22 protein-coding genes are annotated in these 22,110 nt (G+C 47.1%); 12 read left to right on the top strand and 10 right to left on the bottom strand.

The features are described 5' to 3' along the window. Positions 1 to 97 precede the first annotated feature (97 nt). The 5 genes from QUA58_RS16965 (at position 98) to QUA58_RS16945 (ending at position 5,584) form a co-directional block, all read left to right on the top strand. Positions 98 to 430 (top strand): DUF6825 family protein, encoded by a 333-nt coding sequence (locus QUA58_RS16965; protein WP_333252212.1) that lies wholly within the window; start codon positions 98 to 100, stop codon positions 428 to 430. 117 nt (positions 431 to 547) lie between these two features. Beyond that, on the top strand, positions 548 to 2,317 hold the full coding sequence (locus tag QUA58_RS16960; RefSeq protein ID WP_333252211.1) for an AarF/ABC1/UbiB kinase family protein: 1,770 nt from the start codon (positions 548 to 550) through the stop codon (positions 2,315 to 2,317). A 749-nt stretch (positions 2,318 to 3,066) separates the two neighbouring features. Then, positions 3,067 to 3,798 (top strand): protein phosphatase 2C domain-containing protein, encoded by a 732-nt coding sequence (locus QUA58_RS16955; RefSeq protein WP_333394974.1) that lies wholly within the window; start codon positions 3,067 to 3,069, stop codon positions 3,796 to 3,798. 53 nt (positions 3,799 to 3,851) lie between these two features. Continuing rightward, positions 3,852 to 5,054, top strand: coding sequence for an anhydro-N-acetylmuramic acid kinase (locus tag QUA58_RS16950; RefSeq protein ID WP_333394973.1), 1,203 nt, complete (start codon positions 3,852 to 3,854; stop codon positions 5,052 to 5,054). A 98-nt stretch (positions 5,055 to 5,152) separates the two neighbouring features. Next, positions 5,153 to 5,584 (top strand): hypothetical protein, encoded by a 432-nt coding sequence (locus QUA58_RS16945; RefSeq protein ID WP_445243731.1) that lies wholly within the window; start codon positions 5,153 to 5,155, stop codon positions 5,582 to 5,584. 438 nt (positions 5,585 to 6,022) lie between these two features. Here the strand turns inward: QUA58_RS16945 and QUA58_RS16940 are convergent, their stop codons facing one another. From QUA58_RS16940 to QUA58_RS16895, 10 genes are all read right to left on the bottom strand, one after another. Further along, on the bottom strand, positions 6,023 to 6,220 hold the full coding sequence (locus QUA58_RS16940; protein ID WP_006635253.1) for an NblA/ycf18 family protein: 198 nt from the start codon (positions 6,218 to 6,220) through the stop codon (positions 6,023 to 6,025). A 576-nt stretch (positions 6,221 to 6,796) separates the two neighbouring features. Continuing rightward, a complete protein-coding gene (locus QUA58_RS16935; protein WP_333394972.1) occupies positions 6,797 to 7,474 on the bottom strand; it encodes a biopolymer transporter ExbD in 678 nt (225 codons plus the stop codon). A gap of 15 nt (positions 7,475 to 7,489) precedes the next feature. Next, positions 7,490 to 8,275 carry a MotA/TolQ/ExbB proton channel family protein gene (locus QUA58_RS16930; RefSeq protein ID WP_333252206.1) on the bottom strand — a complete coding sequence of 262 codons (786 nt, stop codon included), beginning with the start codon at positions 8,273 to 8,275 and terminating at the stop codon, positions 7,490 to 7,492. Positions 8,276 to 8,410: 135 nt separating this feature from the next. Further along, a complete protein-coding gene (gene rsgA / locus QUA58_RS16925; protein WP_333394970.1) occupies positions 8,411 to 9,595 on the bottom strand; it encodes a ribosome small subunit-dependent GTPase A in 1,185 nt (394 codons plus the stop codon). After that, positions 9,592 to 9,882 (bottom strand): sulfurtransferase TusA family protein, encoded by a 291-nt coding sequence (locus QUA58_RS16920; RefSeq protein ID WP_333042225.1) that lies wholly within the window; start codon positions 9,880 to 9,882, stop codon positions 9,592 to 9,594. The genes rsgA and QUA58_RS16920 overlap by 4 nt, the downstream gene beginning before the upstream one ends. A gap of 290 nt (positions 9,883 to 10,172) precedes the next feature. Next, positions 10,173 to 11,303 (bottom strand): molecular chaperone DnaJ, encoded by a 1,131-nt coding sequence (dnaJ, locus tag QUA58_RS16915; protein ID WP_333252204.1) that lies wholly within the window; start codon positions 11,301 to 11,303, stop codon positions 10,173 to 10,175. Positions 11,304 to 11,435: 132 nt separating this feature from the next. After that, complete coding sequence (dnaK, locus tag QUA58_RS16910) at positions 11,436 to 13,613, bottom strand: molecular chaperone DnaK (RefSeq protein ID WP_333252203.1); 2,178 nt, start codon at positions 13,611 to 13,613, stop codon at positions 11,436 to 11,438. A 292-nt stretch (positions 13,614 to 13,905) separates the two neighbouring features. After that, a complete protein-coding gene (gene grpE, locus QUA58_RS16905) occupies positions 13,906 to 14,700 on the bottom strand; it encodes a nucleotide exchange factor GrpE (RefSeq protein WP_333252202.1) in 795 nt (264 codons plus the stop codon). Positions 14,701 to 15,605: 905 nt separating this feature from the next. Then, positions 15,606 to 15,911: a transposase gene (locus QUA58_RS16900; RefSeq protein ID WP_333252201.1), complete on the bottom strand. Its 306-nt coding sequence runs from the start codon at positions 15,909 to 15,911 to the stop codon at positions 15,606 to 15,608. 5 nt (positions 15,912 to 15,916) lie between these two features. After that, positions 15,917 to 16,066, bottom strand: a complete 150-nt coding sequence (locus QUA58_RS16895) for a hypothetical protein (RefSeq protein WP_333252200.1) — start codon at positions 16,064 to 16,066, stop codon at positions 15,917 to 15,919. Positions 16,067 to 16,530: 464 nt separating this feature from the next. Between QUA58_RS16895 and QUA58_RS16885 the strand changes: the two genes are divergently transcribed. From QUA58_RS16885 to QUA58_RS16855, 7 genes are all read left to right on the top strand, one after another. Further along, positions 16,531 to 17,196, top strand: a complete 666-nt coding sequence (locus tag QUA58_RS16885) for a hypothetical protein (protein ID WP_333252199.1) — start codon at positions 16,531 to 16,533, stop codon at positions 17,194 to 17,196. Between the two features lie 16 nt (positions 17,197 to 17,212). After that, on the top strand, positions 17,213 to 18,217 hold the full coding sequence (locus QUA58_RS16880; protein ID WP_333394968.1) for a hypothetical protein: 1,005 nt from the start codon (positions 17,213 to 17,215) through the stop codon (positions 18,215 to 18,217). 200 nt (positions 18,218 to 18,417) lie between these two features. Beyond that, complete coding sequence (locus QUA58_RS16875) at positions 18,418 to 19,083, top strand: pentapeptide repeat-containing protein (protein WP_333394967.1); 666 nt, start codon at positions 18,418 to 18,420, stop codon at positions 19,081 to 19,083. Continuing rightward, complete coding sequence (locus QUA58_RS16870) at positions 19,016 to 19,894, top strand: WD40 repeat domain-containing protein (protein WP_333394966.1); 879 nt, start codon at positions 19,016 to 19,018, stop codon at positions 19,892 to 19,894. Before QUA58_RS16875 ends, QUA58_RS16870 begins: the two co-directional genes overlap by 68 nt. Further along, positions 19,782 to 20,864 carry a WD40 repeat domain-containing protein gene (locus QUA58_RS16865; protein WP_333394965.1) on the top strand — a complete coding sequence of 361 codons (1,083 nt, stop codon included), beginning with the start codon at positions 19,782 to 19,784 and terminating at the stop codon, positions 20,862 to 20,864. Before QUA58_RS16870 ends, QUA58_RS16865 begins: the two co-directional genes overlap by 113 nt. A gap of 253 nt (positions 20,865 to 21,117) precedes the next feature. Then, entirely contained in the window at positions 21,118 to 21,417 is a 300-nt protein-coding gene (locus tag QUA58_RS16860) for a Nif11-like leader peptide family natural product precursor (protein ID WP_333394963.1), read from the top strand. 125 nt (positions 21,418 to 21,542) lie between these two features. Continuing rightward, complete coding sequence (locus QUA58_RS16855; protein WP_333257445.1) at positions 21,543 to 21,836, top strand: Nif11-like leader peptide family natural product precursor; 294 nt, start codon at positions 21,543 to 21,545, stop codon at positions 21,834 to 21,836. The last annotated feature ends 274 nt before the right edge of the window (positions 21,837 to 22,110 follow it).

The raw sequence follows: 22,110 nt of genomic DNA, 5'->3' as shown, positions 1-22,110 counted from the left end.
GGGAGTGTCAATTTCCCCAAACTTCCTTCCTTTGGGAGCAAGCATCATCGGGGAAAAGCAAGTTATAATTTGTTGCGGAAGCGCACAGAGATTTTTTATGAGTAAACCCCCAGTTCATGCTTTTTTTGTAGGCAGAGCACTTGCCGAAGCACTGTACGAGCAATTAGAAAGCGCAGCAACCAACGCTTTCTCTGAACTCGGCAAATTTGACGCAGAACAAAGAGAACGCCTGCGACAGTTCACCGATCGAGTTGTGGAACGGGCCAATCGAGCTTCGGATGAGGCGATGCAGACCAGAACTGGCACTGCAAGCACCACCACCATTCAAGACATCCATCCGGCAGATTTGCAAGCGACTATTGACGAGCTGCGCGCCGAAGTGGCTCTGGTGCGATCGGAATTGCAGCGCTACCGCAGCACTTTGCCCTAGCGCTCGATCCTCCGACCACAACTATTATTTACGACTACGTGAGCGCATGGTTTTGCGCTCCTGCGCTCCTACTTTCAATCAAAGCAACAACATAAAATAAGCAATTTGGGAACCCAAGTGTCTGCTCTCCTTGATGACTCTGTTAATCGCCAGCGCTCCCCCAAGCACACTGGCGAAGCCGATGAGCCAAAAACTGCTGCTGGTAAATCCTACAAAAGTAAAGCTTATCGCTGGAATCGCGAAAAATATTCCCGGAAGCGGCGCTTCTTCGACATTTGGGCCTTTGTCTTGCTCTGGCTGGCTTCCCTCTGGCTCGACAGCAAAAATTGGAGCTACTGGGGAGGCGTGACTGAAGAAAAGAAAGTTGCCAGACGCCGCTTTCAAGCTATCTGGGTTCGAGAAACACTCTTGGATTTGGGGCCAACTTTCATTAAAGTTGGGCAGTTATTTTCCACCCGCGCCGACTTGTTCCCAGCAGAGTTTGTGGAGGAACTTTCTAAGCTGCAAGATAAAGTCCCTGCTTTCAGCTACGAGCAGTTAGTGGTAATTGTTGAGCAAGATTTGGGCAAGACAATTCAAGAACTCTACCGCAGCTTTGACCCAGTGCCCCTGGCTGCTGCCAGTCTGGGTCAAGTACACAAAGCTCAACTGCATTCGGGCCCGGAAGTGGTGGTCAAGGTACAGCGGCCTGGACTGCGGAAGCTGTTTGAAATAGATTTGCAAATTCTTAAGGGAATTGCTCGTTACTTTCAAAATCATCCTAAGTGGGGCCAAGGCCGAGATTGGATGGGGATTTATGAGGAATGCTGTCGCATTCTGTGGCTGGAAATTGACTATCTCCATGAAGGCCGCAATGCTGATACTTTTCGCCGCAATTTTAGCAACTGCGACTGGGTGATGGTGCCGCGGGTTTATTGGCGGTATGCAGCTCCGCGAGTGCTGACTTTGGAATACCTGCCAGGGATAAAAATCAGCCACTACGAAGCTTTGGAAGCGGCCGGTATCGATCGTAAATTAATCGCTCAGTTGGGGGCAAAAGCTTATTTGCGGCAGTTGCTCAACGACGGCTTTTTCCACGCTGACCCACACCCCGGCAACATCGCTGTTAGTGCTGACGGTTGTCTGATTTTCTACGATTTTGGCATGATGGGGCAAATCCAGTCGAACGTCCGCGAAGGACTGATGGAGACGCTCTACGGCATTGCTTCCAAGGATGGACAGCGGATTATGGATTCTCTGATCAATTTGGGAGCTTTGGTGCCTACGGGTGATATGAGTCCGGTGCGCCGCAGCATTCAGTATATGCTGGATAACTTCATGGACAAGCCTTTTGAAAATCAGTCCGTGAGCGCGATTACCGACGACCTTTACGATATTGCCTACAACCAACCTTTTCGCTTCCCAGCTACCTTTACTTTTGTAATGCGAGCTTTTTCCACCATCGAAGGGGTGGGCCGAGGTTTAGATCCCGAATTCAACTTTATGGAGGTGGCACAACCTTTTGCCATGCAGCTTATGACTAATGGAAATGGCCATGATACAAGTAGCAGCATTTTTAACGAAATCGGTCGTCAGGCGGCTCAGGTGAGTTCGAGTGCTTTGGGTTTGCCCCGCCGGATTGAGGAGACTATTGATAAACTCGAACAGGGAGATTTGCGGATTCGCGTCCGTTCGGCAGAAACAGAGCGCTTGCTCCGCCGCATGAGCAGCGCTCAAATGGGCACGAATTATGCTTTGCTGATGAGTGCTTTTACTTTGTCGGCGACAATTTTGTTTGTCAGCAATCAAGTCTGGCCGGCTGTCGCTGTGGCAGTGCTGGCGGCGGGTGCAGGGTTTGCTATGCTGCGTTTGTTCAAGCGGATCGATCGTTTAGACAGGATGTCATAATTGTGCAATTTGAGATGGGGAATTTTAGGTTTGAGATTTCTCGCCAGCCAAAATTTGACATGGAATGTTAAGTTTTGGCTGGCTCACCACAGATTGCTGAAATTTACAACACTTACGCGCTTTGAGGCTAAAAACCCGGTTGCGGCCTAGATTTCTCGCCAGCCAAACCTCTAATTTTGGGTATAAATCCAGTTTTTTTTTGCAGGTGCTGCTTAATTTACTGGATTTACCGAAATTTTAAGATGGGATTACCATCATACGATCTACAATATGAGGTCAAGGAAGTGCAATTTTTCCAAAACTCGCGATCGCAGGTGGCAGAAATTTCAAGTCCCCTTCGCGATTTAAGTTGTGGAAGAAAACATTGCACATCTTAAATCAAGCTTTTAAGTTCGATGAGTCCAATCACCCAATCTGTCAGGAACCTCAGCCTAAAGGCATGAGGCTTGTAAGAGATTCTTGCGAGCCGTCCTGACCAGCCTAAGACTTTCGAGGTCTACGTTTTTTGAGTCACGACACCCTGGGATGCGAAGCTAGTCCCCTGCCCTGTCATTTGCAGTTAAACAGTTTTAAGGTCACTGAAACAGTGCTGCAAGTTTAACAAGCTCTCAAAACATTGGCGAAGCTAACTTTACCCGTAAGGGAGTTTTGGAGAAGACCACATCTCCACGGAGGGGCAACCATACCCCTCCACCCCAATCCAATGTAAAGCCGTCCTTCTAGGACGGGGTTTCAGACCCATTTTTCTGATGAAACGCTCTTTTGCAGGTAGGACAGACACAGGGCTAGTTCGTTCAGTAAATCAGGATTCATATTACATTGACTCTGACGGGCGATTTTTCATAGTGGCCGATGGAATGGGAGGACACGCCGGAGGTCAAGAAGCCAGCCGGATTGCGACTCAGGCGATTCAATCGTATTTGCTCGAACATTGGGAAGGGCCTGATGATTCTCCTCTGTTGTTGGAAAAGGCTTTTTTAATTGCCAATCAAGCAATTTTGACGGATCAGCTCGACCACCCGGAGCGTGCTGATATGGGAACTACGGCTGTGGTTCTAATGTTTAGGGATGAGGGCCGACCCTGGTGCGCTAATATCGGGGACTCTCGCTTGTACCGACTGCACGGCTCTCGCTTGGAACAGATTACTGAAGACCAGACTTGGGTGGCTCAGGCTGTGAAAAGAAAGGCTCTAACTCCCGACCAGGCACGCACTCATCCTTGGCGTCACGTTTTGTCCCAGTGTTTGGGTCGCGATGATTTGCGGGAGATAGATATTTTGCCGGTGGACGTGCAGCCTGGGGATCGCTTGCTGCTCTGCAGCGATGGCTTGACTGAAGAACTTTCCGATCCTTTGATTGCTTCGCCTCTGAAGTCGATTCGCGCCTGCGAGGGCGCTGCAAATGCTTTAATTCAAGCAGCTAAGGATAAAGGTGGACGCGATAATATTACTGTGGTGATCGTGACGATCGACCTCAAATAAATCGGGCAACCCCCCGGAAAATCTAAAATCTAAAATCTAAAATCTAAAATTGAATGACCCGTGTTATCGGTTTGATCAGCGGCACGTCGGTGGATGGCATTGATGCTGCTTTGGTGGATGTGGTCGGTTCCCAAACAGACTTGAAAGTGCAATTGGTGGCCGGCAAGACTTTCCCTTATCCTGCTAATTTGCGATCGCAAATTCTCTCGGTTTGCAGTGGCTCAGCTTTGTCAATGGCTGAACTAGCGGAATTAGATGATGCCATCGCCCAAGAATTTGCCACGGCGGCATTGACAATTCAAGCAGAGTATGATATAGCCGAATTAATCGGCTCTCACGGTCAAACCGTCTACCACCGACCTGCTGGGAAAGCCCAAAAAGACAGCGCCGATGCGTTAATGGGCTACAGCTTGCAAATCGGGCGGGGCGCGCTAATTGCCCAATTGACAGGCATTACTACTGTGAGTAACTTTCGATCGGCAGACATTGCTGCAGGGGGTCAAGGAGCACCCTTAGTGTCCATAGTTGATGCCTGCCTGCTGGCGGAACCCAACATCAGCCTCTGTATCCAAAATCTGGGGGGAATTGGCAATGTTACCTATCTTCCGGCAAGAGGAAAAGGGGGAAACAATGACGAGTCTGAGATTTTCCGTCTTGGGGATGGCATATCGGGCTGGGATACAGGCCCGGCGAATTCCCTGTTAGATTTGGCAGTGCAGCACTTCTCAGGTGGCACTAAGACGCTGGACGAAGGTGGAGCTTGGGCGGCATCGGGAACTCCCTGTCAAGCTTTAGTAGAGGATTGGCTCGCATCAGAGTTCTTCCGCCAAGCACCGCCGAAATCAACGGGGCGAGAGCTATTTGGTGTAGACTATTTTGACAGGTGTTTGGTCGAGGCCGAAGGTTACAACCTCAGTCCTGCTGACGTGCTGGCTACTCTGACAGAACTGACTGTTGCCTCGATCGTTCACAGTTACCAAACTTTTTTACCGACTATGCCCGATCGAGTTTTACTATGCGGGGGCGGCAGCCACAATCTCTACTTAAAACGCCGATTGCAATCTCAATTGCATCCCGTGCAAGTGTTGACTACTTCTGAGGCAGGCTTGAATGTAGATTTTAAAGAGGCGATCGCTTTCGCGGTTTTAGCCGCATGGCGGGTTCGGGGCATTCCCGGCAATCTGCCTCAAGTTACTGGTGCCCGGACACCGGTACTTTTAGGAGAAATTAACTCTTGTTGGCACAGTTGGGCGTGATAGCATAGAGTCGGAGGGACAACGGCTGTGCGTTGTTGCACCAGCATTGTAGCCAGCAGCAAAAGCATAGGAACAGCACTGTGGCTCACACGTTTTTAATGGAATCTGGCCAATGGACGCTCGAAGGAAGCTGGATTGAGCGCAATGGCGTGCCAATTACGGTTAAAGGCAAAACTTTAGTGAGCTGGAACCGAACAGATTGGTTCAGTATGGTGACAAAGCTCGTATTTCCTGGAGGCGATCGCGAAGAGATTATTTTGCAGTACCGAGGACACCTCAACAGCGATGAACGGCAGTATACTTTTGTACTCCAACACAGCGAACTCGCCCGCGTCGAGGGCGAAGGTTGGATTGCTCCCCAGTCGATCGTCCAGCGTTATTGGGTATTGGGAGACGAACGCCAGCGGCGGACGGGTTTTGATACCCTTCACCGGGTTGATGACAACCACTACTACCAATCTAGCGGCATCATGTCTGGTCATTACTTGACAAGTACAATGGAGGCGACTCTGGAACGTCAGCCGGAATAACTCTTTCTAGAGTCCACAGTTGCCAGTTCTAGGGATTGATGTGAAAACTAAAGGTTTTGCTAGTCGGAGGTCGCGCTCAGATGTCCGACTAGCGCCATTGTTGTCAAACCTCATCCGCTGCAAATAAACACAAATATATTGAATTTGTTAAAAATTTTAATTGGTTAAAAAATTAACACTTACTTATTATTAATAGTTATCCAATTTTCGAGTTGAGGCGCGATAAATTATCTTTGCACTCTCCAGTGGTGTCGCTCGACAAACTGCTGAGTTCGACTCCCCAATTCGAGTGAACTCCACAAAGAAACTTTCCAATTTTCCTCAAGTCTCTACACAGGTCTTCTAGCTTCTGCCTTCGAGTGACGCCCCATCACCCCCAACTCCTTTCCGCCTGAGGGAAGAGAGTAAGAGACGGAGGTCGCCGACTGCGACTCTTGGTTACTCAACACCTGGGTTAGGTTCTAAACCCCAGTGGTGTTTCAGAAAATGGCGGTACATGGTTTCTCGTAGCATCATTTGCTCGTAAAGCTTGACCAAAAACTCCTGAGCTTGTTCGCGGCTCATGTCACTTACCTGTGTTTTGAAGGAACACAGGCTAAATTGCTGTTCCAAAGACAATTCTGCTGGTTGGCTCATGACTTTGACTCCTCTGTAAGTAAAGGTGACTTAAAAGTGAACACCTGGATTAACCAGATTTGTAAGTTGTTTCAGCGATCGACCGTTGGTTTCGGGATGCCCGATTGCCCATTTGGTTTTAGTCTATATTACAAAAGGTAACAATCATTTGACAAAATCACCCTCTGTCCTAAGAAATAGCTTACTTAGGGATAGAGATAGCGAGATGCCTGCAAAAGTTCCTTCCGCAGGCATATACAAGTGTATCTACTTGTCAAGAGAAAAAAGGCTCAGTACGAACCAAAAGAATTGAAGCCGTTTATACCAAATCCGGCGGAGATTCTCTCCGCGATGAGGAGACGGGGAGAGGCGGAGATTGGAAGATGAGGAGAGGGGGAGATGAGGAGAGGGGGAGATTGAAAGATGAGGATATCAGGAGAGGGGGAGATGAGGAGAGCGGAAGAGCGGAAGAGCGGGAGATGAGGAGATTGGGAAAATTTCTATTTCTCTGTTCTCCCTTCTCCCTTTTTCCGACGGACATCCGTTACATCCGTTACATCCGTTACACAATCCGTTGCCGAACCTTCTTCCTTCTGACTAATTCGAGGGCCCGCCATCCTGCGGTGGAGTGGCGATTCCGGGTCTGAAATTGGGAGCAGCGGGTGCAGGCGAAACAGGAGGAATACCCAAATTGGCCCCAGAGTTGCTAGGCTGCCCTGGAGCCGGGAGAGGAGATTGAAACTGATTTGGATTGAACTGTTGCTGCCCTGGAGGCACAGGAGAAGGAAGAGGTTGAGCGGAATTGCCGATCGCCGGTGCTGCAGGAATGCCAGAATTGGGAAGCGAGGGATTGGGCAATGGGGAGGAAGCCGAACTAGGAAGAGTTGCCAGGGCAACTCTATCGCCCCCTACCTCTCGCAATTTGTCTAAAACCTCGACCACTTTGGCATATCTCGCATTTTGAGGAGCGTACAGCACCATCAACCCCGTAGGATTTTTACTTTGGAAACTCTTTAAAACTCGATCGAGCTGTTGGTAATTAACAGGCAATTGATCGATATAAGTTTGACCGAAATCGTCAATGCTGACAATCAGCATCTCTCGCATTTGCGTTTGTCCCGTCTTCGCTTTAGGCAAATCGACATTAATGGCTTGCTGGCGAGTCAGTTGCAAAGCCGCCAGGAGAAAAAACGTCAGAATGCAAAATATCACGTCAATTAAAGGCACCAGTTCAATCCGAGCCTCTTCAGCAGGAGTATCTAGATTAATCTTCATCAGTTCTCAGGAGTTTTAATTATTAGAAGGTGAATCTTCAGCCGGATCGGAACCTTTCAATTTCGGCTCCCGATTCCGTTCTCCCGATTCTTGAGAATTGAGAGAACGCCTGTTCAAACCATCTGCACCAAAAGAAGAATTGCTGTATTCTGCACCGGGTGCTCGACCCTTAGCATTAGCAGCAGGCCAGTATTGCCTGTAAAGCAATTCCAGTTCATTTCCAGCTTTGCGAAATATTTTTGCCTGGTTGAACAAAAAAGCTTGAAATATCCGATAAAACACCAAGGTAAAAATTGCTACTACCATCCCAGTAGCAGTAGTAATCAGCGATTCGCCAATGCCCGATGTCACGCCACTCGTGGCCGCCGTGCCAATGTCGCCCAGACGGATGGAACTGAGCGAGTTAATCAAGCCCAAAACTGTTCCCAGCAAGCCCAGCAAAGGGGCTAGAGCGATCGTAGCTTCTAAGATTTTGTCGCCGCGACGCATCGAAGCCAACTCTTCATCGGCAGAGGCTTCGAGTGCGAGTCGAAATAAGTCGGGTTCAGGATTGTACAGGCGCAGGGGTGCAGATAGAAATCGCCCGATCGGCTGTCGGTTAGCTTGTCTGGCCATCTCGTTAGCCGCCCCCCAATCGCTGCGGGCCGCTTCAAGAATGCGGTTAACTATTTGCTTTTCTTTGCTCAGGAGGCTCGCCCAAAACCACAAGCGCTCGATAATTGTACTCAAAGATAAAATCGATAACACCAACAGGGGCCACATGGCAGGGCCACCTTTTTGAAACAGTTCTTGAATATTCACAGTATTTTTACTCCTGCATAACCGGCTTCGCTTTGCTTCTGTTGTACTTTTTTTAACAAATTTAAGGCCATTTAATTTTAGCTATTAATGTACTGTGCTCCGGGGCCGATCGACCGATCGCGATCGACTAATTCCTCACAACTCGTCTAAATCTTGACACATCTCCTGCAGCGACTGGTGTTGAAGGCGACGGGAAGAGCGCCGATACTTTTTAGTTTGCAGCTTCGGTTCGTATTGCTGCGTACCATCCGACTTGGTTTGCTGTTTCAAACTCGCCTCGGCACTACTAGAGTTTTGCTCTTGTTGCTGGCGGACGATCGCCTCTTCGAGAAACTGCAAGTAATACTCATAGCGCTCCCAATCGCCCCGCACGACACAGTTAGGCTCGTCTCGGTGCGAACAGTCGCTAAACTGGCAGCTACCCAAAGCCAGCCTCTGACGCCCTTCTGGGAAACATTCAGCTAACTCGGAGGGGCCGCATTCGAGAGCCGGCTGATTGAACCCCGGAGTATCGGCCAAGAGTCCGCCGCCGGGGAGTTCAAATAGTTCTACGTGGCGAGTCGTGTGGCGCCCGCGGCCGAGTTTGCCGGAAACAGCGCTGACTCGCAGGTTCAGCGCCGGGATCAGTTGATTGATCAAGCTGGACTTGCCAACCCCAGAAGGGCCACAAATTACCGTTATTTTTCCTTGCAAGTGAGTTTGGATAGAGGAGGCAGGAGGCTGATTAGAGCTATCTATTTCCTCTGATAAAGTGGGGTTGGAAGATTTAGATTCAGAAACTTCATTTTGACTGTCATTGGCGGTTTTATTGTAGATACCTAAGCCGCTGCGGACACTAATAAACATGGGTTCATATCCCCATCCAGAAAGCCGATCGCGCCACTGTTCCAACTCCTCTTTCGTGACCAAATCGCATTTGTTCAGGCACAAACTCACCTCTAAACCTGTAGATTCTGCCTTGACTAAAAACCGAGTTAATGAGGCGGGGTCTAAGTCGGGTTCAGCGAGGGCAAAAACCAGGAGTATGCGATCGGCATTAGCTACAGGCGGGCGGTTGAGTTCTGTTTGGCGCCCGAAGACTTCAGAAATTGCACCCCGGCGGTCAGTCCAGTCCGGTTCGTCTACCACCACGCGATCGCCCACCATCACCTGTTGACCAATTTTTTTGAGTCGAGTGCGACGAGTGCACAGGAGAGTCGGAGAATCAGCGAGGGGAGCATTTTTCCCGTCAATGGAGACTTCGGCATCTAATCTCACTTGGTAGAAGTTAGCCTGAACAGCAATTACAGTACCGACGATGGAGGGCGAATTCAGGCTCATCCTGCTTCCTTGTCTTCTGGGCGCTGCACTTTCATTGAAAAAAAGCCCGACTCCGGCTCATCCGCGACAAATTGCGTTTCGAGAATCTGGTAGCCTTCCATTTTGAGACTATCGGGCACTTGTTCGATCGGCTCCCCAGCATCCAGCCACACTTCCAAAACAGCACCCGGTGCCATTTGCTCCAAGCGCAGTTTAGTGCGGACAAAATTCAGAGGACACGGAGTACCCCGCAGATCGATTTTGGCATCTGGGGATTTGGGATTTTCAATTTTCGATGTTGAATTCATAATGTTTTTTGCAATCTCCAATCCTGAAAGCCTTAGTTTTTTAAACAAATTGCCTGGACACTGGAGAATCTAAAATTTTGTGTCCAATTGGACACAGAATATTATTCTTTCTCAAAAAGTGAGCGCAATTGCGCTCACTTTTTTAATCGCTGCTGAAACGCAATGCCTAGGAAGCGTGCCACCTGAGATTTTTGTGAGCAATTGCACACAATTTTTTGACAGAGACTAAAACAAATTGCCGAGGAATCCTCAAACAGAAAAATTTGACACCAATTGGTGTCAAAAATTGCTTATTTCTGAAACAAATTGCCCAGAAATCCTTCCAAGCCGCCTTTACCAGTACGATCGCCCTTCAGCTTAGCAAGCTGCATCAGCAACTCCCGTTCCTCAGCCGTCACCTTAGTCGGAATGTCAATAGACACCGTAATCAAATGATCGCCGCGACTGACTGGATTTCCCAACCGAGGCACCCCTTTTTTCTCCAAAGTCAGAACAGTATTTGCCTGAGTTCCCGTAGGAATCAACAATTCCGTCGGCCCGTCTACAGTTTCGACTTCCAATCGGCACCCTAAAATTGCTTGCAAATAACTAATCTTCACTTCCGAGCTAACGTTAGTCCCGTCGCGCTTAAATAGCGGGTCTTCATTCACCGCCAAGAACACGTAAAGATCCCCCGGCGGCCCACCCAGTTTGCCGGCATCCCCTTCATTGGAAACACGCAAGCGAGTACCGTTGTCAACCCCAGCCGGAATAGTGATTTTCAGCTTTTTCATCACTTCTTTCTGGCCACGGCCGCCACAAGTTTCGCACTTATCCTCAATCACTTGCCCGGTGCCGTTGCAAGTGGGGCAAACTGAAACTTGAGTAAAGCTGCCGAAAGGAGTGCGGGTAGCGCGTCGGACTTGACCACTGCCGGTACAAGTCGAGCAAGTTTGGGGTCGGGTTCCCGGTTTGGCCCCAGTCCCGGTGCAAGTTTCGCAGGTTTCTAGATGCTTGATGCGGAGTTCTTTTTCCCCACCAAACACTGCTTCCCGAAAATCCAGCCGCAAATCCAGGCGTAAATCGTCTCCGCGCACCGGCCCGCTGCGCCTACGACCTTGCTGTTGTTGGCCACCGACGCCTCCCTGAAAGCCCTGAAAGAAGCTTTCAAAAATATCGGCAAAGCTGTCACCAAAGTCTTGGAAGCCCGGAGCGCCTGCACCACTGACGCCTGCTTCGCCGAAACGGTCGAAACGGGCGCGGGTTTCGGGTTCAGAGAGTACCTCGTAGGCGCGGTTAATTTCTTTAAACCGCTCCTCGGCACCGGGTTCTTTGTTGACATCTGGATGGTACTTGCGAGCAAGGCGGCGGTAAGCACGCTTAATTTCTTCTTTGTCTGCGCTGCGAGAAACGCCTAATATTTCATAGTAATCACCGGCCATAGAGCTGCTTGCCTGGAGGTAAATAACAAAAAGTGTACGAAAAAAAAACGGGCGACCTTTCCTGAAATTACAGATTAAAAATCAAAAACTCTCATTGTTAATTTTTAACTTTTAATTTTTAGCTTTTCTGTTTTAAAGGAAAGGATTCATATCATCAACTTCTGGTTCGGGAACCTTCTGTTTTTGTTTTGACTGTGGATTTGACTGTGGATTTGACTGTGGATTTGACTGTGGATTTGACTGTGGATTTGACTGTGGATTTGACTGTCGTTTTGACTGTCGCTCCGGCTTTGATTCCGGCTTTGATTCCGGCTTTGATTCCGGCTTTGGTTCCGGCTTTGGTTCCGGCTTTGGTTCCGGCGGAGCTTGGGGCGCCACCAGCAGCTCTTCTTTCAGCAAAATACTGTCGTCGTCCGCTTTAACCTCTTCGGGTTCTGATGATTCTACTTCTGACATCATCTCGCTTTCAACAACAGATCCTGACGGGGCTACCCCGCTGCGGGCTTGGTCGTAGACTGCTGTCCCCAGCGAGTATAGCAGTTGCTTGAAAGATTCGATCGCGGGTGTGAGTTCCTCGACTGTGATATCGGGGTTAGCCATCGCCTCCCGCAAAGCTGCTGCTGCTGTTTCGGCTTCGGCCTTGAGGTCGTCGCTCAGCAGTTGCGCGTTGGTTTTTAAAGTTACACCACAATTATAGACGAGGGAGTCAGCTTGATTTTTGAGTTCGACGAGTAGAGCGCGCTTGATGTCCTCGTCGGCGTAAAGTTCGGCTTCTTGTCGCATCCGCTCGACTTCGGTTTCGCTCAATCCCCCTGTATTGGAAATTTGGATGCTTTGTTCTTTTCCGGTTCCCTTGTCTTCAGCAGCCACTTTGAGAATCCCGTTGGCATCGATTTCAAAGGTAACTTCGATTTGAGGTACGCCGCGGGGTGCTGGGGGAATGCCTTTGAGCAGGAACTTGCCGAGACTTTTATTGTCTTTAACCAATGCCCGCTCGCCTTGGAGTACGTGAATTTCTACCGAGGTTTGCCCGTCTGCCGCCGTGCTGTACATTTGCGATCGACTGGTAGGAATAGTTGTATTGCGCTCGATTACTTTGGTGAATACCCCGCCCAAGGTTTCGAGTCCCAGGGAGAGCGGAGTCACATCGAGCAGCAGCAAGTCTTTGACTTCACCGCCCAACACCCCGGCTTGAATTGCCGCGCCTACCGCTACAGCTTCGTCGGGATTGACTGATTTATCGGGAGAAACGCCCCCAAAATACTTGCTAATTGCCTTTTGAACTGCCGGAATCCGGGTTGAGCCTCCCACTAAAATAATTCTGTCTATGTCTTTGGGGGTCAAACTTGCGTCTTTGAGGGCTTGAGTCACCGGATCGATCGTCGCTTGCACCAAATGAGCCACCAGTTTTTCAAACTGAGCTTTGGAGAGTTCCATTTCCAAATGCTTCGGCCCTTTGTCGTCAGAGGAGATGAAGGGCAAATTGATTGAGGTGGATTCCCGGTTGGAGAGTTCGATTTTCGCTTTTTCGGCAGCTTCTCGGAGGCGCTGCAAGGCCATTTTGTCTTGTGAGAGGTCACTGCCTTCTTGAGTCCGGAAAGCTTCTACCAGCCACTGGACTATGCAGTCGTCAAAGTCATCTCCTCCGAGATGGTTGTTACCGGAGGTAGCGTTGACTTCAAAAATTCCGTCTCCCAGTTGCAGGATCGAAACGTCGAAAGTACCGCCGCCCAGGTCAAAGACCAAGATTTTTTGTTCGATATTTTGCTTGTCTAGCCCGTAGGAAAGGGCTGCAGCCGTCGGTTCGTTGACGATCCGCAGGACTTCTAGGCCGGCGATCGTACCGGCGTCTTTAGTAGCTTGCCGTTGGGCGTCTGTGAAGTAGGCTGGCACTGTAATCACGGCTTGGGTAACAGTTTGTCCCAAATAAGCTTCAGCATCTTGCTTGAGCTTTTGGAGTACCATTGCCGAGATTTCTTGGGGAGTGTGAACCTTGTTCCGAATTTGGACGTTAACGGTATCGTCTTTGCCTTTTATGCAGGTATAGGGAGTCCGCGCTCGTTCTTCTTCCGTGTCGTCCCACCGCCGTCCGATAAATCGTTTGATACTGTAGACAGTATTTACAGCATTAGTTACAGCTTGCCGCTTGGCTAGTTGACCTACTAAGCGATCGCCCGCCTTGCCGAATCCTACTATACTCGGAGTTGTGCGGCCGCCCTCGGAATTGGCGATCACGACGGGTTTACCGCCCTCTAACACAGCTACGCAACTGTTAGTTGTGCCTAAGTCAATTCCAATAATTTTTCCCATAGCGCCTCATAAAACTTTGTGGGATGTTTGGAAACCTCCAACTACAGGTTGGGGGAGGAAAAACGACTCAGCTTGTTCAAACAAGCATCACCCGACCAGATTTGTAGGAAATAAACTTGATGTCAATCAGGTAATATCAAAGACGGGTAAAAACATTTTTCAGAATTTTTGTAGAAAGCGCTGACCTGCTTTTAGTCATCTTTATAAGAAGTTGGTGAGTCTGCCACCTGGGAACCCCCGAGCTCTATTCGGGGGTCAGTGACTTTGAGGAATGCAGTAACTTGTATCCCGATTAACCTTCGGAACTATCGGGATTTTCATCTGAGGCTACCACAGATAGCCCAGCCGCTGCAACTTTCACTTTGGCGTGCCGCAAGACGCGATCGCCCAGAATGTAGCCGCGTTCTAGTTCTTGGATAATTGTTCCTTCCTCGTGTTCGTCAGTTGGCTCGCTCAGCAGAGCTTCGTGGAGGTTGGGGTCAAACTGTTCACCTTCGGGGCGCATCGGAGAAACCCCGATTTGCTTGAGGCCCTCTACCATTTGCTTGTAAACGCTTTGGTAGCTTTTGTGAATGTTCATTTCGCCATCGGTTTGCGGCTTGATGTGCGATCGAGCGCGCTCGAAATTGTCAATTACCGGCAACAGGGGTTTGATCGTGAGACACCTTGCCTGTAAATCTAGCTCTTCTTTTTCCTTTTGGGTACGCCTGCGGAAGTTTTCAAAATCTGCTGCTAGGCGGAGATTTTGATTTTTCAGTTCTTCTAGTTGAGCGGATGCGACTTGCAACTGAGTTTTTAAAGCCTCTTTTTCCTCGGTTACCTGCGCCAGTTCATTCTTCCAAGGCTCCGCCGCGTCTGCAGTCGGACTATTGGTGAAACTGTCGGTGACGGTAGGCCCGGATGCGTTTGCTGGCGTGCGATCGCCCTGAGCACTTTGATAAGCTCGAGCAAGTTCGAGCTCCCAATCCGCCGATCCGTTCGAGTTTCCTGATGCCGCCGGATTTTCGCTTGCCATTGGCGAACCCTCTGGGGTGGTTTCCCCAGTTGAGTTAGGATCTTGATCTTGCTGTTTTTCCTCGTCAATCATAAAAGCTGCGCGACAGAACCCTATCAATTCTAGCAGATACAGTTAACCCGGTAAATCTAGAGGACTCGAATTGACTGTGTATGGCACAATTTGATACTCCCCAGGGCTGAAGCCACGGGGATTCTTGAATGAATCCGAAAACTCTCAAAGGTGTTATCAAGTCACCTCTAGACGCTCAAAACAACTACCAGTACAAAAGGTATTGCAATTGCGCTTACTTTTAAATTGTTTGCTTTCATAATCCATCACTTTTGCCAGATAGGTACGCTTCACATTCTGCCGTTACTTGTCAGTTATACAGGCTTACTACTCAATGATAGTGGTGGCTCACTGTGCCGGGATTTCTCCGATACTAGAATGCTTCAACACGTAGATGGTTTTTTTACTGACAATTATCTAATTATAACAAATCTTTCAATGAGTTGTGTAAATAAATATTGAAGGCGGTTGAAACCGCTACCGAGTTCCTCCCCATGTCTCAAGCCAGGAGCTTCCCTCTCATTTTTTGATGAAAAGAGGAAAACTCGCCAGAGATCGAGACATTGCTCAAAGCTTTCCATAAAATATTCAAAAGCCCGTTTAGATATTTGCGTATAATATGGCAGCAATGGGGGCAACCCAAGGTTTGTTGGTTCCTGATTTTTAATTAACGCGATCGCATTTACCACAATTTTTATAAGTATATTTTGCTGTTAAGTCTACTACAAGATTTCCCACCTATGAGGCTTGATGTTTCAATGTTTACTTAAAACGATAAGTAGGTCGGCGGAAAAATCCATCAGTATGTAACAAAATATTAAGTCGGGTGACGGGACTTGAATTTAATACGTTGTGTTGGGTAATCTCCTCTTTTTCCTCTAACTTCTACTCCATGAATTACGGCGTAGGCGAGTTCTAATTCATCCTCAAACAAATGTCGCAGCTAATTCATCTTCTTTAATGTGTTGCCACTCTAATTCAATTGGGTTCATTTCGGAACAATATTTAGGCAAGAAAAAAATATATAAACCCTGACCTTCCCACTTTGACCACAACTGTTTAACCTCCTGACATCGGTGTATTGGACCGTTGTCTTGTACAATAATTCTAATCCGTTTCATTTGGGCCGCTTCTTCTGCTTCTTTCTCCATCATCTGAATATAAGCTTTTCGATCAACACCTCCAATTACCAAACCATAGACAAAGCTACTTAAAGGTTCAAAAATCCCCACAATACTTAATCTACGACCTCGATTTTTAGTTTGTTGTATCCGTTTTGCTCACCTTTTTTATAATAGGTATAACTAGGTTTACTCCAGGCACAGAATCCTGATTCATCTAAATATTTTAAGTCAATTTCTCCGGCGGCTGCTGCTAATTCCAGCATATCTAGGTCTGATTGCTTTATTTCTCGCTCTTTGGGGTCTTGTTTTCCTTTATGACTTGGACTAGCTCTTTTCCAAATGATCCCCTTTTTTTTAGTACCCGTCTTAGTCGGTCGGGACTTAATTTAATGGAGCGCTCTTTTTCTAATTTATCAGCTAATTGAAAACTGTTATATGTACCTGGTTCTTTTTTTAAGCATTCTGACAAAAACTCTATATCCTCTTCTTTCCACGCTTGCTTTACCCCTCGACCTGGTTTTTCCCAAAGGCTTTCTATACCAGATTATTCCCATTTATGTAAGACTGCTCTCACTGTTTGTGAAGCCCAGTTAAAGTGAGTAGCTATTTTCTCAACATACCAGCCATCTGCATTTAACCTGATTACTTCTGGTATCCGCTCAATAAATAGGGGTAACAGCAAAAAAGAAGATTCACAATCTAGGCACAGTATGGTAGAATATAAAGCATGACGCAAAAAACATCTGCTGACCAATTAGTAGAGACCTTACTGCAAAGCATTGAGCCATCTGAGATTGCCGACGAATCATTGCGTCGTACTGTGTCCATATTGCTGAATCTTGTAGAGCAATTACAAGCAGAAACCAGAGAATTACGGTCAGAAAATCAAAGATTAAAATCCGAAAATAATCGTCTGAAAGGAGAACAAGGCAAACCAGAGGTTAAAGCCAATAGACCGAAAAAGTCAAAAGAAAACTACTCATCCGAGAAGGAGCGAAAAACACCAAAAAAACATATTAAAAGCAGTAAAAATGCTATCGTCAAAGTTGATGGAGAGCAAATTCTGGAGTATCCTGAAGCAGAACTACCAAAAGATGCAGAATTTAAAGGTTATGAATTCGTAATAGTTCAAGACATTTTACTGAAAACAGATAACGTGTTATTCCGGAAAGAGAAGTATTACTCACCTTCAGAAAAGAAAACATACTTAGCATCGTTACCATCCGGATATGATGGAGAGTTTGGCCCCGGAATAAAAGCGTTAGTTATGAGCCTGTATTACGGGGGAAATATGACTCAAGGGAAGCTATTAGATTTTTTAAGCAATATTGGGATTTCAATGTCAGCCGGTTATTTATCAAATCAGAAGAATAAAAAATTCATCAAAGTTTGAATCAGAATTTAACGAAGTGTATGTATCCGGATTAGCAAGTAGCCCTTGGCAACACTTAGACCAAACAAGTGCGCGTGTTAAAGGAGTAAATCATACTACAAATATAATTTGCAACCCATTATATACAGTTTATTCTACAACCTTAAGAAAAGACCGATTAAGCGTACTTGGAGTATTACAAAAGAACCTAGAACTTGAGTTTATTCTATCTCCACTTACTTACCAGCTATTAGATAAGTTCAATGTACCCCAGAAGTGGAGCCATCAAATTAAAGGATTGCTAAGAGAAATTCCGTTGAAGGGTGATGAGTTTAACTTCTTGCTGAATCAAAATCTGGGTTCTGTAGGCTCTCAACATCGTACCAGGATTTTAGAGGCAGCAGCGATTGCTTTTTATGCTCAGCAATCCCAGATTCCGGTAATAAAAACTCTGGTGACTGATGATGCACCCCAGTTTAAATTACTCACAGATGATTTATTTTTATGTTGGGTGCATGAAGCAAGACATTATAAAAAGTTAAGTCCATTTGTTACTTGTCATCAAAAAAAGTTAGACAAGTTTCTTGATGATTTTTGGGATTACTACCGAGAATTATTAGCTTACAAAAACTCTCCATCTGGGTTAGAGAAGCTCAGACTCAAATCAAATTTTTTGGAAATTTTTGGCAGTCTAAGTGGTTATGAACAATTAGATGAACGAAAAAAATTAACTTTGAGTAAAATATCAGAGTTGCTTTTAGTTTGGGAGCATCCGGAATTACCTTTACATAATAACCCGGCCGAATTAGCTGCTAGAACAATCGTGCAGCGACGAAATATTAGTTATGCAACCCAAACTTGTGAAGGAACTAAGGCGATGGATGTTTTCATGTCTCTGGTGGCGACTACCCGCAAATTAGGAATTAGCTTTTTTGAATATATGCACGACCGTATTTCTCACCTGGGAAATATTCCATCTTTGGGGATGATTATTCGTCAACAATCTTCGGTTTATTCTTTGGGTGTGTCCTGGGATTATTGAAGAAATTCAAAAAAACATAAATGCTCTGAATTATTGGTCCTTGATTCCTTTAGTAAGTGTCGTATAAACCCACGGTTAATTGTGACTTTAGTGGCTAAAAAAGACTATGACATCCTTGATTTTATGATTAATAATACGTCATATTCTACTATGCTGTTCCTAGATTGTGAACCTTCTTTTTTTGCTGTTACCCCGATTTATTGAGCGGATACATCGCAGAAATTAGCGAAAGTATCGTCGATATTGCCTCTAGGCAAAGCGTACCTCAACAAATAAACTCGCTGTTTCGGCGGTCTTTGATTGAAAAAACGGATGGGTTATTCTTCTTGCAACCTGTTGTCATGGAATCTGTAACGTCACGATTCATTCAGCAAGTTTATACAGAATTTGAGACTTCTGAGATTGACCTATTGCAAAGTCATTCCTTGATTCGAGTGCATGCTAAAGATTATGTGCGAGAGACGCAATTGCGGCTGATTGTACAACCTGTAATTGAACGACTTTTGTCTCGTTATGGCAGTGTATCAGAGATTGAAGAAAGAGCCAGGAAAATATTAGAACAGGAGCGACAAAAACTAGGATATATCGCAGGCAACTTGATCAATCTTCTGGTGCAGCTTCAAGTAGATTTATGCGGTTCTGAATTTTCTGAATTAGTAGTTGCCGAAGCCGACTTGAGGCAGGTTAATTTGGCAGGGGTCAATTTTCAAAATGCTGATTTAGCCAGATCTATTTTTTCAGAGACATTGGGGATTGCAATGTCGATCGACATGAGCATGGACGGTCAAATCGTTGCCGTTGGCGATTCAAGCTGCATGGTGTATCTCTGGAATATCGTCACCCATCATACTACTAGCCACCTTTGAAGGACATACCGGCTGGGTGTGGTCGGTTGTCTTTAGTCCAGATGGCAACACCTTAGCCAGCAGCGGTAGTGATACTTCAGTGCGGTTGTGGGATGTGCACAGTGGTGAGTGCTTGCGGGTTTTAACCGGACACACCGGCTGTGTTTGGTCAGTGAGTTTTAGTCCAGACGGTCAACGGTTGGCCAGTGGCAGCGACGATCGAACCGTGCGTGTGTGGAATTTGCAAGGGGAATGTCTCCATATCTTGAAGGGGCACACGCAAAACGTTCATTCGGTTCACTTCTGTCGGGACAATCAAACCTTAGCCAGTGGCAGTCATGACACATCGATTCGGATTTGGAATGCGATCGATGGGGATTGCTTGGGGATGTTACAGGGGCATAGCGAAGGAGTTCGTTGTGTGCGGTACAGCCCGGATGGTCAACTGCTGGCAAGTAGCTATCTCGATGGATCTATTCGACTTTGGAGTGGAAATGTCCACTCTAAATTCGATCGGTCAAATCTTGATTTCAAGCTGTTAAATGGTCACACTAATTGGGTTAGGAGCATCGTGTTTAGCCCGGATGGTGACATCTTGGCGAGTGGAAGCGACGATGGCACCCTGCGCCTTTGGAGTGCAGAAGATGGACAGTGCATCAACGTTCTGGGCGGTCATACCGAGGGGATTTTTGCCAGAGGCAATCGGGGGTCAGCTACTGGTGAGTGCCGGTCAAGATCAAACTGTTCGGCTGTGGAATTTGCACGGACAAAGCCTCAAAACACTGCGCGGACGTACCAGCGGTATTCGCTCCATGAGCCTGAGTCCAGATAGTCAAACCCTTGCCAGCAGAGGTCAGGATGAGGCGATTCACCTGTGGCATTTGCAGTTCGATGACAGCGACACGCCGCTGATCCCTTATAAAACCTTGCAGAGAGCGACCGATTCGACTTCGCATTTAACCAGTTGGACTTCAAGTTTAAGCTTTAGCCCCGATGGTCAAACTGTGGCAACCAATGGACAAGATGGCTCGATTTTGGTATGGAATGTGCATACGGGTCACCTTGATCGGTTGTCGGGTCATGACGCGCCTGTGTGGGCAGTTCTGTTCAGTCCAGGGGGGCAAATCCTGGCAAGCGTCAGTTACGATCGCACCGTGCGACTGTGGGATGTACAGACTCATCAATGTTTGCGAGTGCTGCGCGGTCATCAGGATAGCGATCGGGCGATCGCATTTGATACCAGCGGTCAATATCTCGCTAGTGGCAGTTCTGACCACACCATCCATCTTTGGGACGTGCAAACTGGAGAGTGTCTGCGGGTTTTGCAGGGTCACGCTAGCGGAATTTTTACGCTGGCATTCATTCCCAACGCTCAACAGTTGATCGGCGGTAGTTTTGACCAAACCATCCGAATTTGGGATGTGCAAACCGGAGAGTGTTTGCGGGTTTTGCGGGGGCATATCGGTGGAGTTTGGTCTATTGCCATCAGCCCTAATGGTCAAATCTTGGCAACTGGCGGTGGCGATCAAACCGTTCGTCTGTGGAATCTGCTTTCAGGAGAGTGCCTGCAAGTGTTGCACGAGCATACGAGTTGGGTAACTTCGGTACTCTTTAGCTCTGATGGTCAATTTTTAGTCAGTGGCAGTGACGATCGCACGATTAAGCTATGGGATGTAGCGACAGGACGCTGTATTAGAACTTTGATGGTCGATCGACTTTATGAAGGCATGAATATTCAAGGGGCAACTGGTTTAACGGGCGCTCAAAAAGTCACTTTGAAAGCGTTAGGTGCGATCGCGTAGCCTGCGCGTAGCGCGTATCGAGCGTTGAGACAACTGACTAAACAAGGGAGCTTCACTGGCAGAATATTCCGATCGCAGTCCAAATGGGTTCTATAGAAATAGACCGCTTAAGTTGGATCTTAACTCAAATAACTTGAGTGGTCTAAATCGACTGAAAGTTGAACAATGGACACAACTGATTAAAAGCTAGGTGAACCACCAGGGCAACCAATCAGAGCATTCAGAAAACAATCCACTCAACGAGGATAAAAGCATGAACGCTGTCATGAACTTACAAACAACCAACAATTCATTGGAACAGTTTTACCAACAACTGTTGAAGAGTCCAGAGTTGCAAGCAAAACTCAAATCAGCCAGAGATCCTGAAAGTCTCTGCCAAATGGCAGTTCAACTGGGTGAGGAGATGGGCTACCACTTCACGATCGAACAAGCTCGTGCAGCAATGGCGATCGAAGTCGCTATGGGTGGAGATGTCCTAGAAGAAAGCAACTTGTCTACTCGAAACTCCCCAGTAGCATACGCCGCCTGCTATTACTGTGGCGGCGGTAAGTAAGGTGAATGCGTGGTCTAAATCGACTGAAAGTTGAACAATGGACACAACTGATTAAAAGCTAGGTGAACCACCAGGGCAACCAATCAGAGCATTCAGAAAACAATCCACTCAACGAGGATAAAAGCATGAACGCTGTCATGAACTTACAAACAACCAACAATTCATTGGAACAGTTTTACCAACAACTGTTGAAGAGTCCAGAGTTGCAAGCAAAACTCAAATCAGCCAGAGATCCTGAAAGTCTCTGCCAAATGGCAGTTCAACTGGGTGAGGAGATGGGCTACCACTTCACGATCGAACAAGCTCGTGCAGCAATGGCGATCGAAGTCGCTATGGGTGGAGATGTCCTAGAAGAAAGCAACTTGTCTACTCGAAACTCCCCAGTAGCTTACTGCCATAGCTGCGGCGGCAGTAAGTAAGGTCAATACATTGACGGCGATGCGAGTGTGAAGGATAGCTGGTGTCAAGCAGCAAGTTTGATTAGTTCTTTGAAACTTCCCCTAAATCTAACACTCCATCTTTTGTGAAAGGTAAATTGTAGAACTCAACTATCCGGTTGATGTTTCTACTTTTACTTTTCCTAATAATCGTGTAATACTAATTAATTTAGAAAAATGGTAATTGCTCAACCCCCTTGACAAGAAGACAAGATAGACATTAGATAAAGGAATGGAAAAACTCCCCGACCTAAAA

This window comes from Microcoleus sp. N9_A1 (assembly GCF_036701795.1).
In the GTDB taxonomy this organism is placed as follows: domain Bacteria; phylum Cyanobacteriota; class Cyanobacteriia; order Cyanobacteriales; family Microcoleaceae; genus Microcoleus.
The sequence above is the reverse complement of the archived record's forward strand: the minus strand, read 5'-3'. Positions and strand labels throughout refer to the sequence as shown.

Bases quoted from the DNA above. Each gene is read 5' to 3' on its own strand.
- QUA58_RS16955 (WP_333394974.1), top strand. From the start codon at position 3,067: ATGAAACGCTCTTTTGCAGGTAGGACAGACACAGGGCTAGTTCGTTCA.
- rsgA (WP_333394970.1), bottom strand. From the start codon at position 9,595: ATGAGCCTGAATTCGCCCTCCATCGTCGGTACTGTAATTGCTGTTCAG.
- dnaJ (WP_333252204.1), bottom strand. From the start codon at position 11,303: ATGGCCGGTGATTACTATGAAATATTAGGCGTTTCTCGCAGCGCAGAC.
- QUA58_RS16935 (WP_333394972.1), bottom strand. From the start codon at position 7,474: ATGAAGATTAATCTAGATACTCCTGCTGAAGAGGCTCGGATTGAACTG.
- QUA58_RS16895 (WP_333252200.1), bottom strand. From the start codon at position 16,066: ATGCTGGAATTAGCAGCAGCCGCCGGAGAAATTGACTTAAAATATTTA.
- QUA58_RS16940 (WP_006635253.1), bottom strand. From the start codon at position 6,220: ATGAGCCAACCAGCAGAATTGTCTTTGGAACAGCAATTTAGCCTGTGT.
- grpE (WP_333252202.1), bottom strand. From the start codon at position 14,700: ATGATTGACGAGGAAAAACAGCAAGATCAAGATCCTAACTCAACTGGG.
- QUA58_RS16885 (WP_333252199.1), top strand. From the start codon at position 16,531: ATGACGCAAAAAACATCTGCTGACCAATTAGTAGAGACCTTACTGCAA.
- QUA58_RS16920 (WP_333042225.1), bottom strand. From the start codon at position 9,882: ATGAATTCAACATCGAAAATTGAAAATCCCAAATCCCCAGATGCCAAA.
- QUA58_RS16965 (WP_333252212.1), top strand. From the start codon at position 98: ATGAGTAAACCCCCAGTTCATGCTTTTTTTGTAGGCAGAGCACTTGCC.
- QUA58_RS16855 (WP_333257445.1), top strand. From the start codon at position 21,543: ATGAACGCTGTCATGAACTTACAAACAACCAACAATTCATTGGAACAG.
- QUA58_RS16860 (WP_333394963.1), top strand. From the start codon at position 21,118: ATGAACGCTGTCATGAACTTACAAACAACCAACAATTCATTGGAACAG.
- QUA58_RS16945 (WP_445243731.1), top strand. From the start codon at position 5,153: ATGGAATCTGGCCAATGGACGCTCGAAGGAAGCTGGATTGAGCGCAAT.
- dnaK (WP_333252203.1), bottom strand. From the start codon at position 13,613: ATGGGAAAAATTATTGGAATTGACTTAGGCACAACTAACAGTTGCGTA.
- QUA58_RS16950 (WP_333394973.1), top strand. From the start codon at position 3,852: ATGACCCGTGTTATCGGTTTGATCAGCGGCACGTCGGTGGATGGCATT.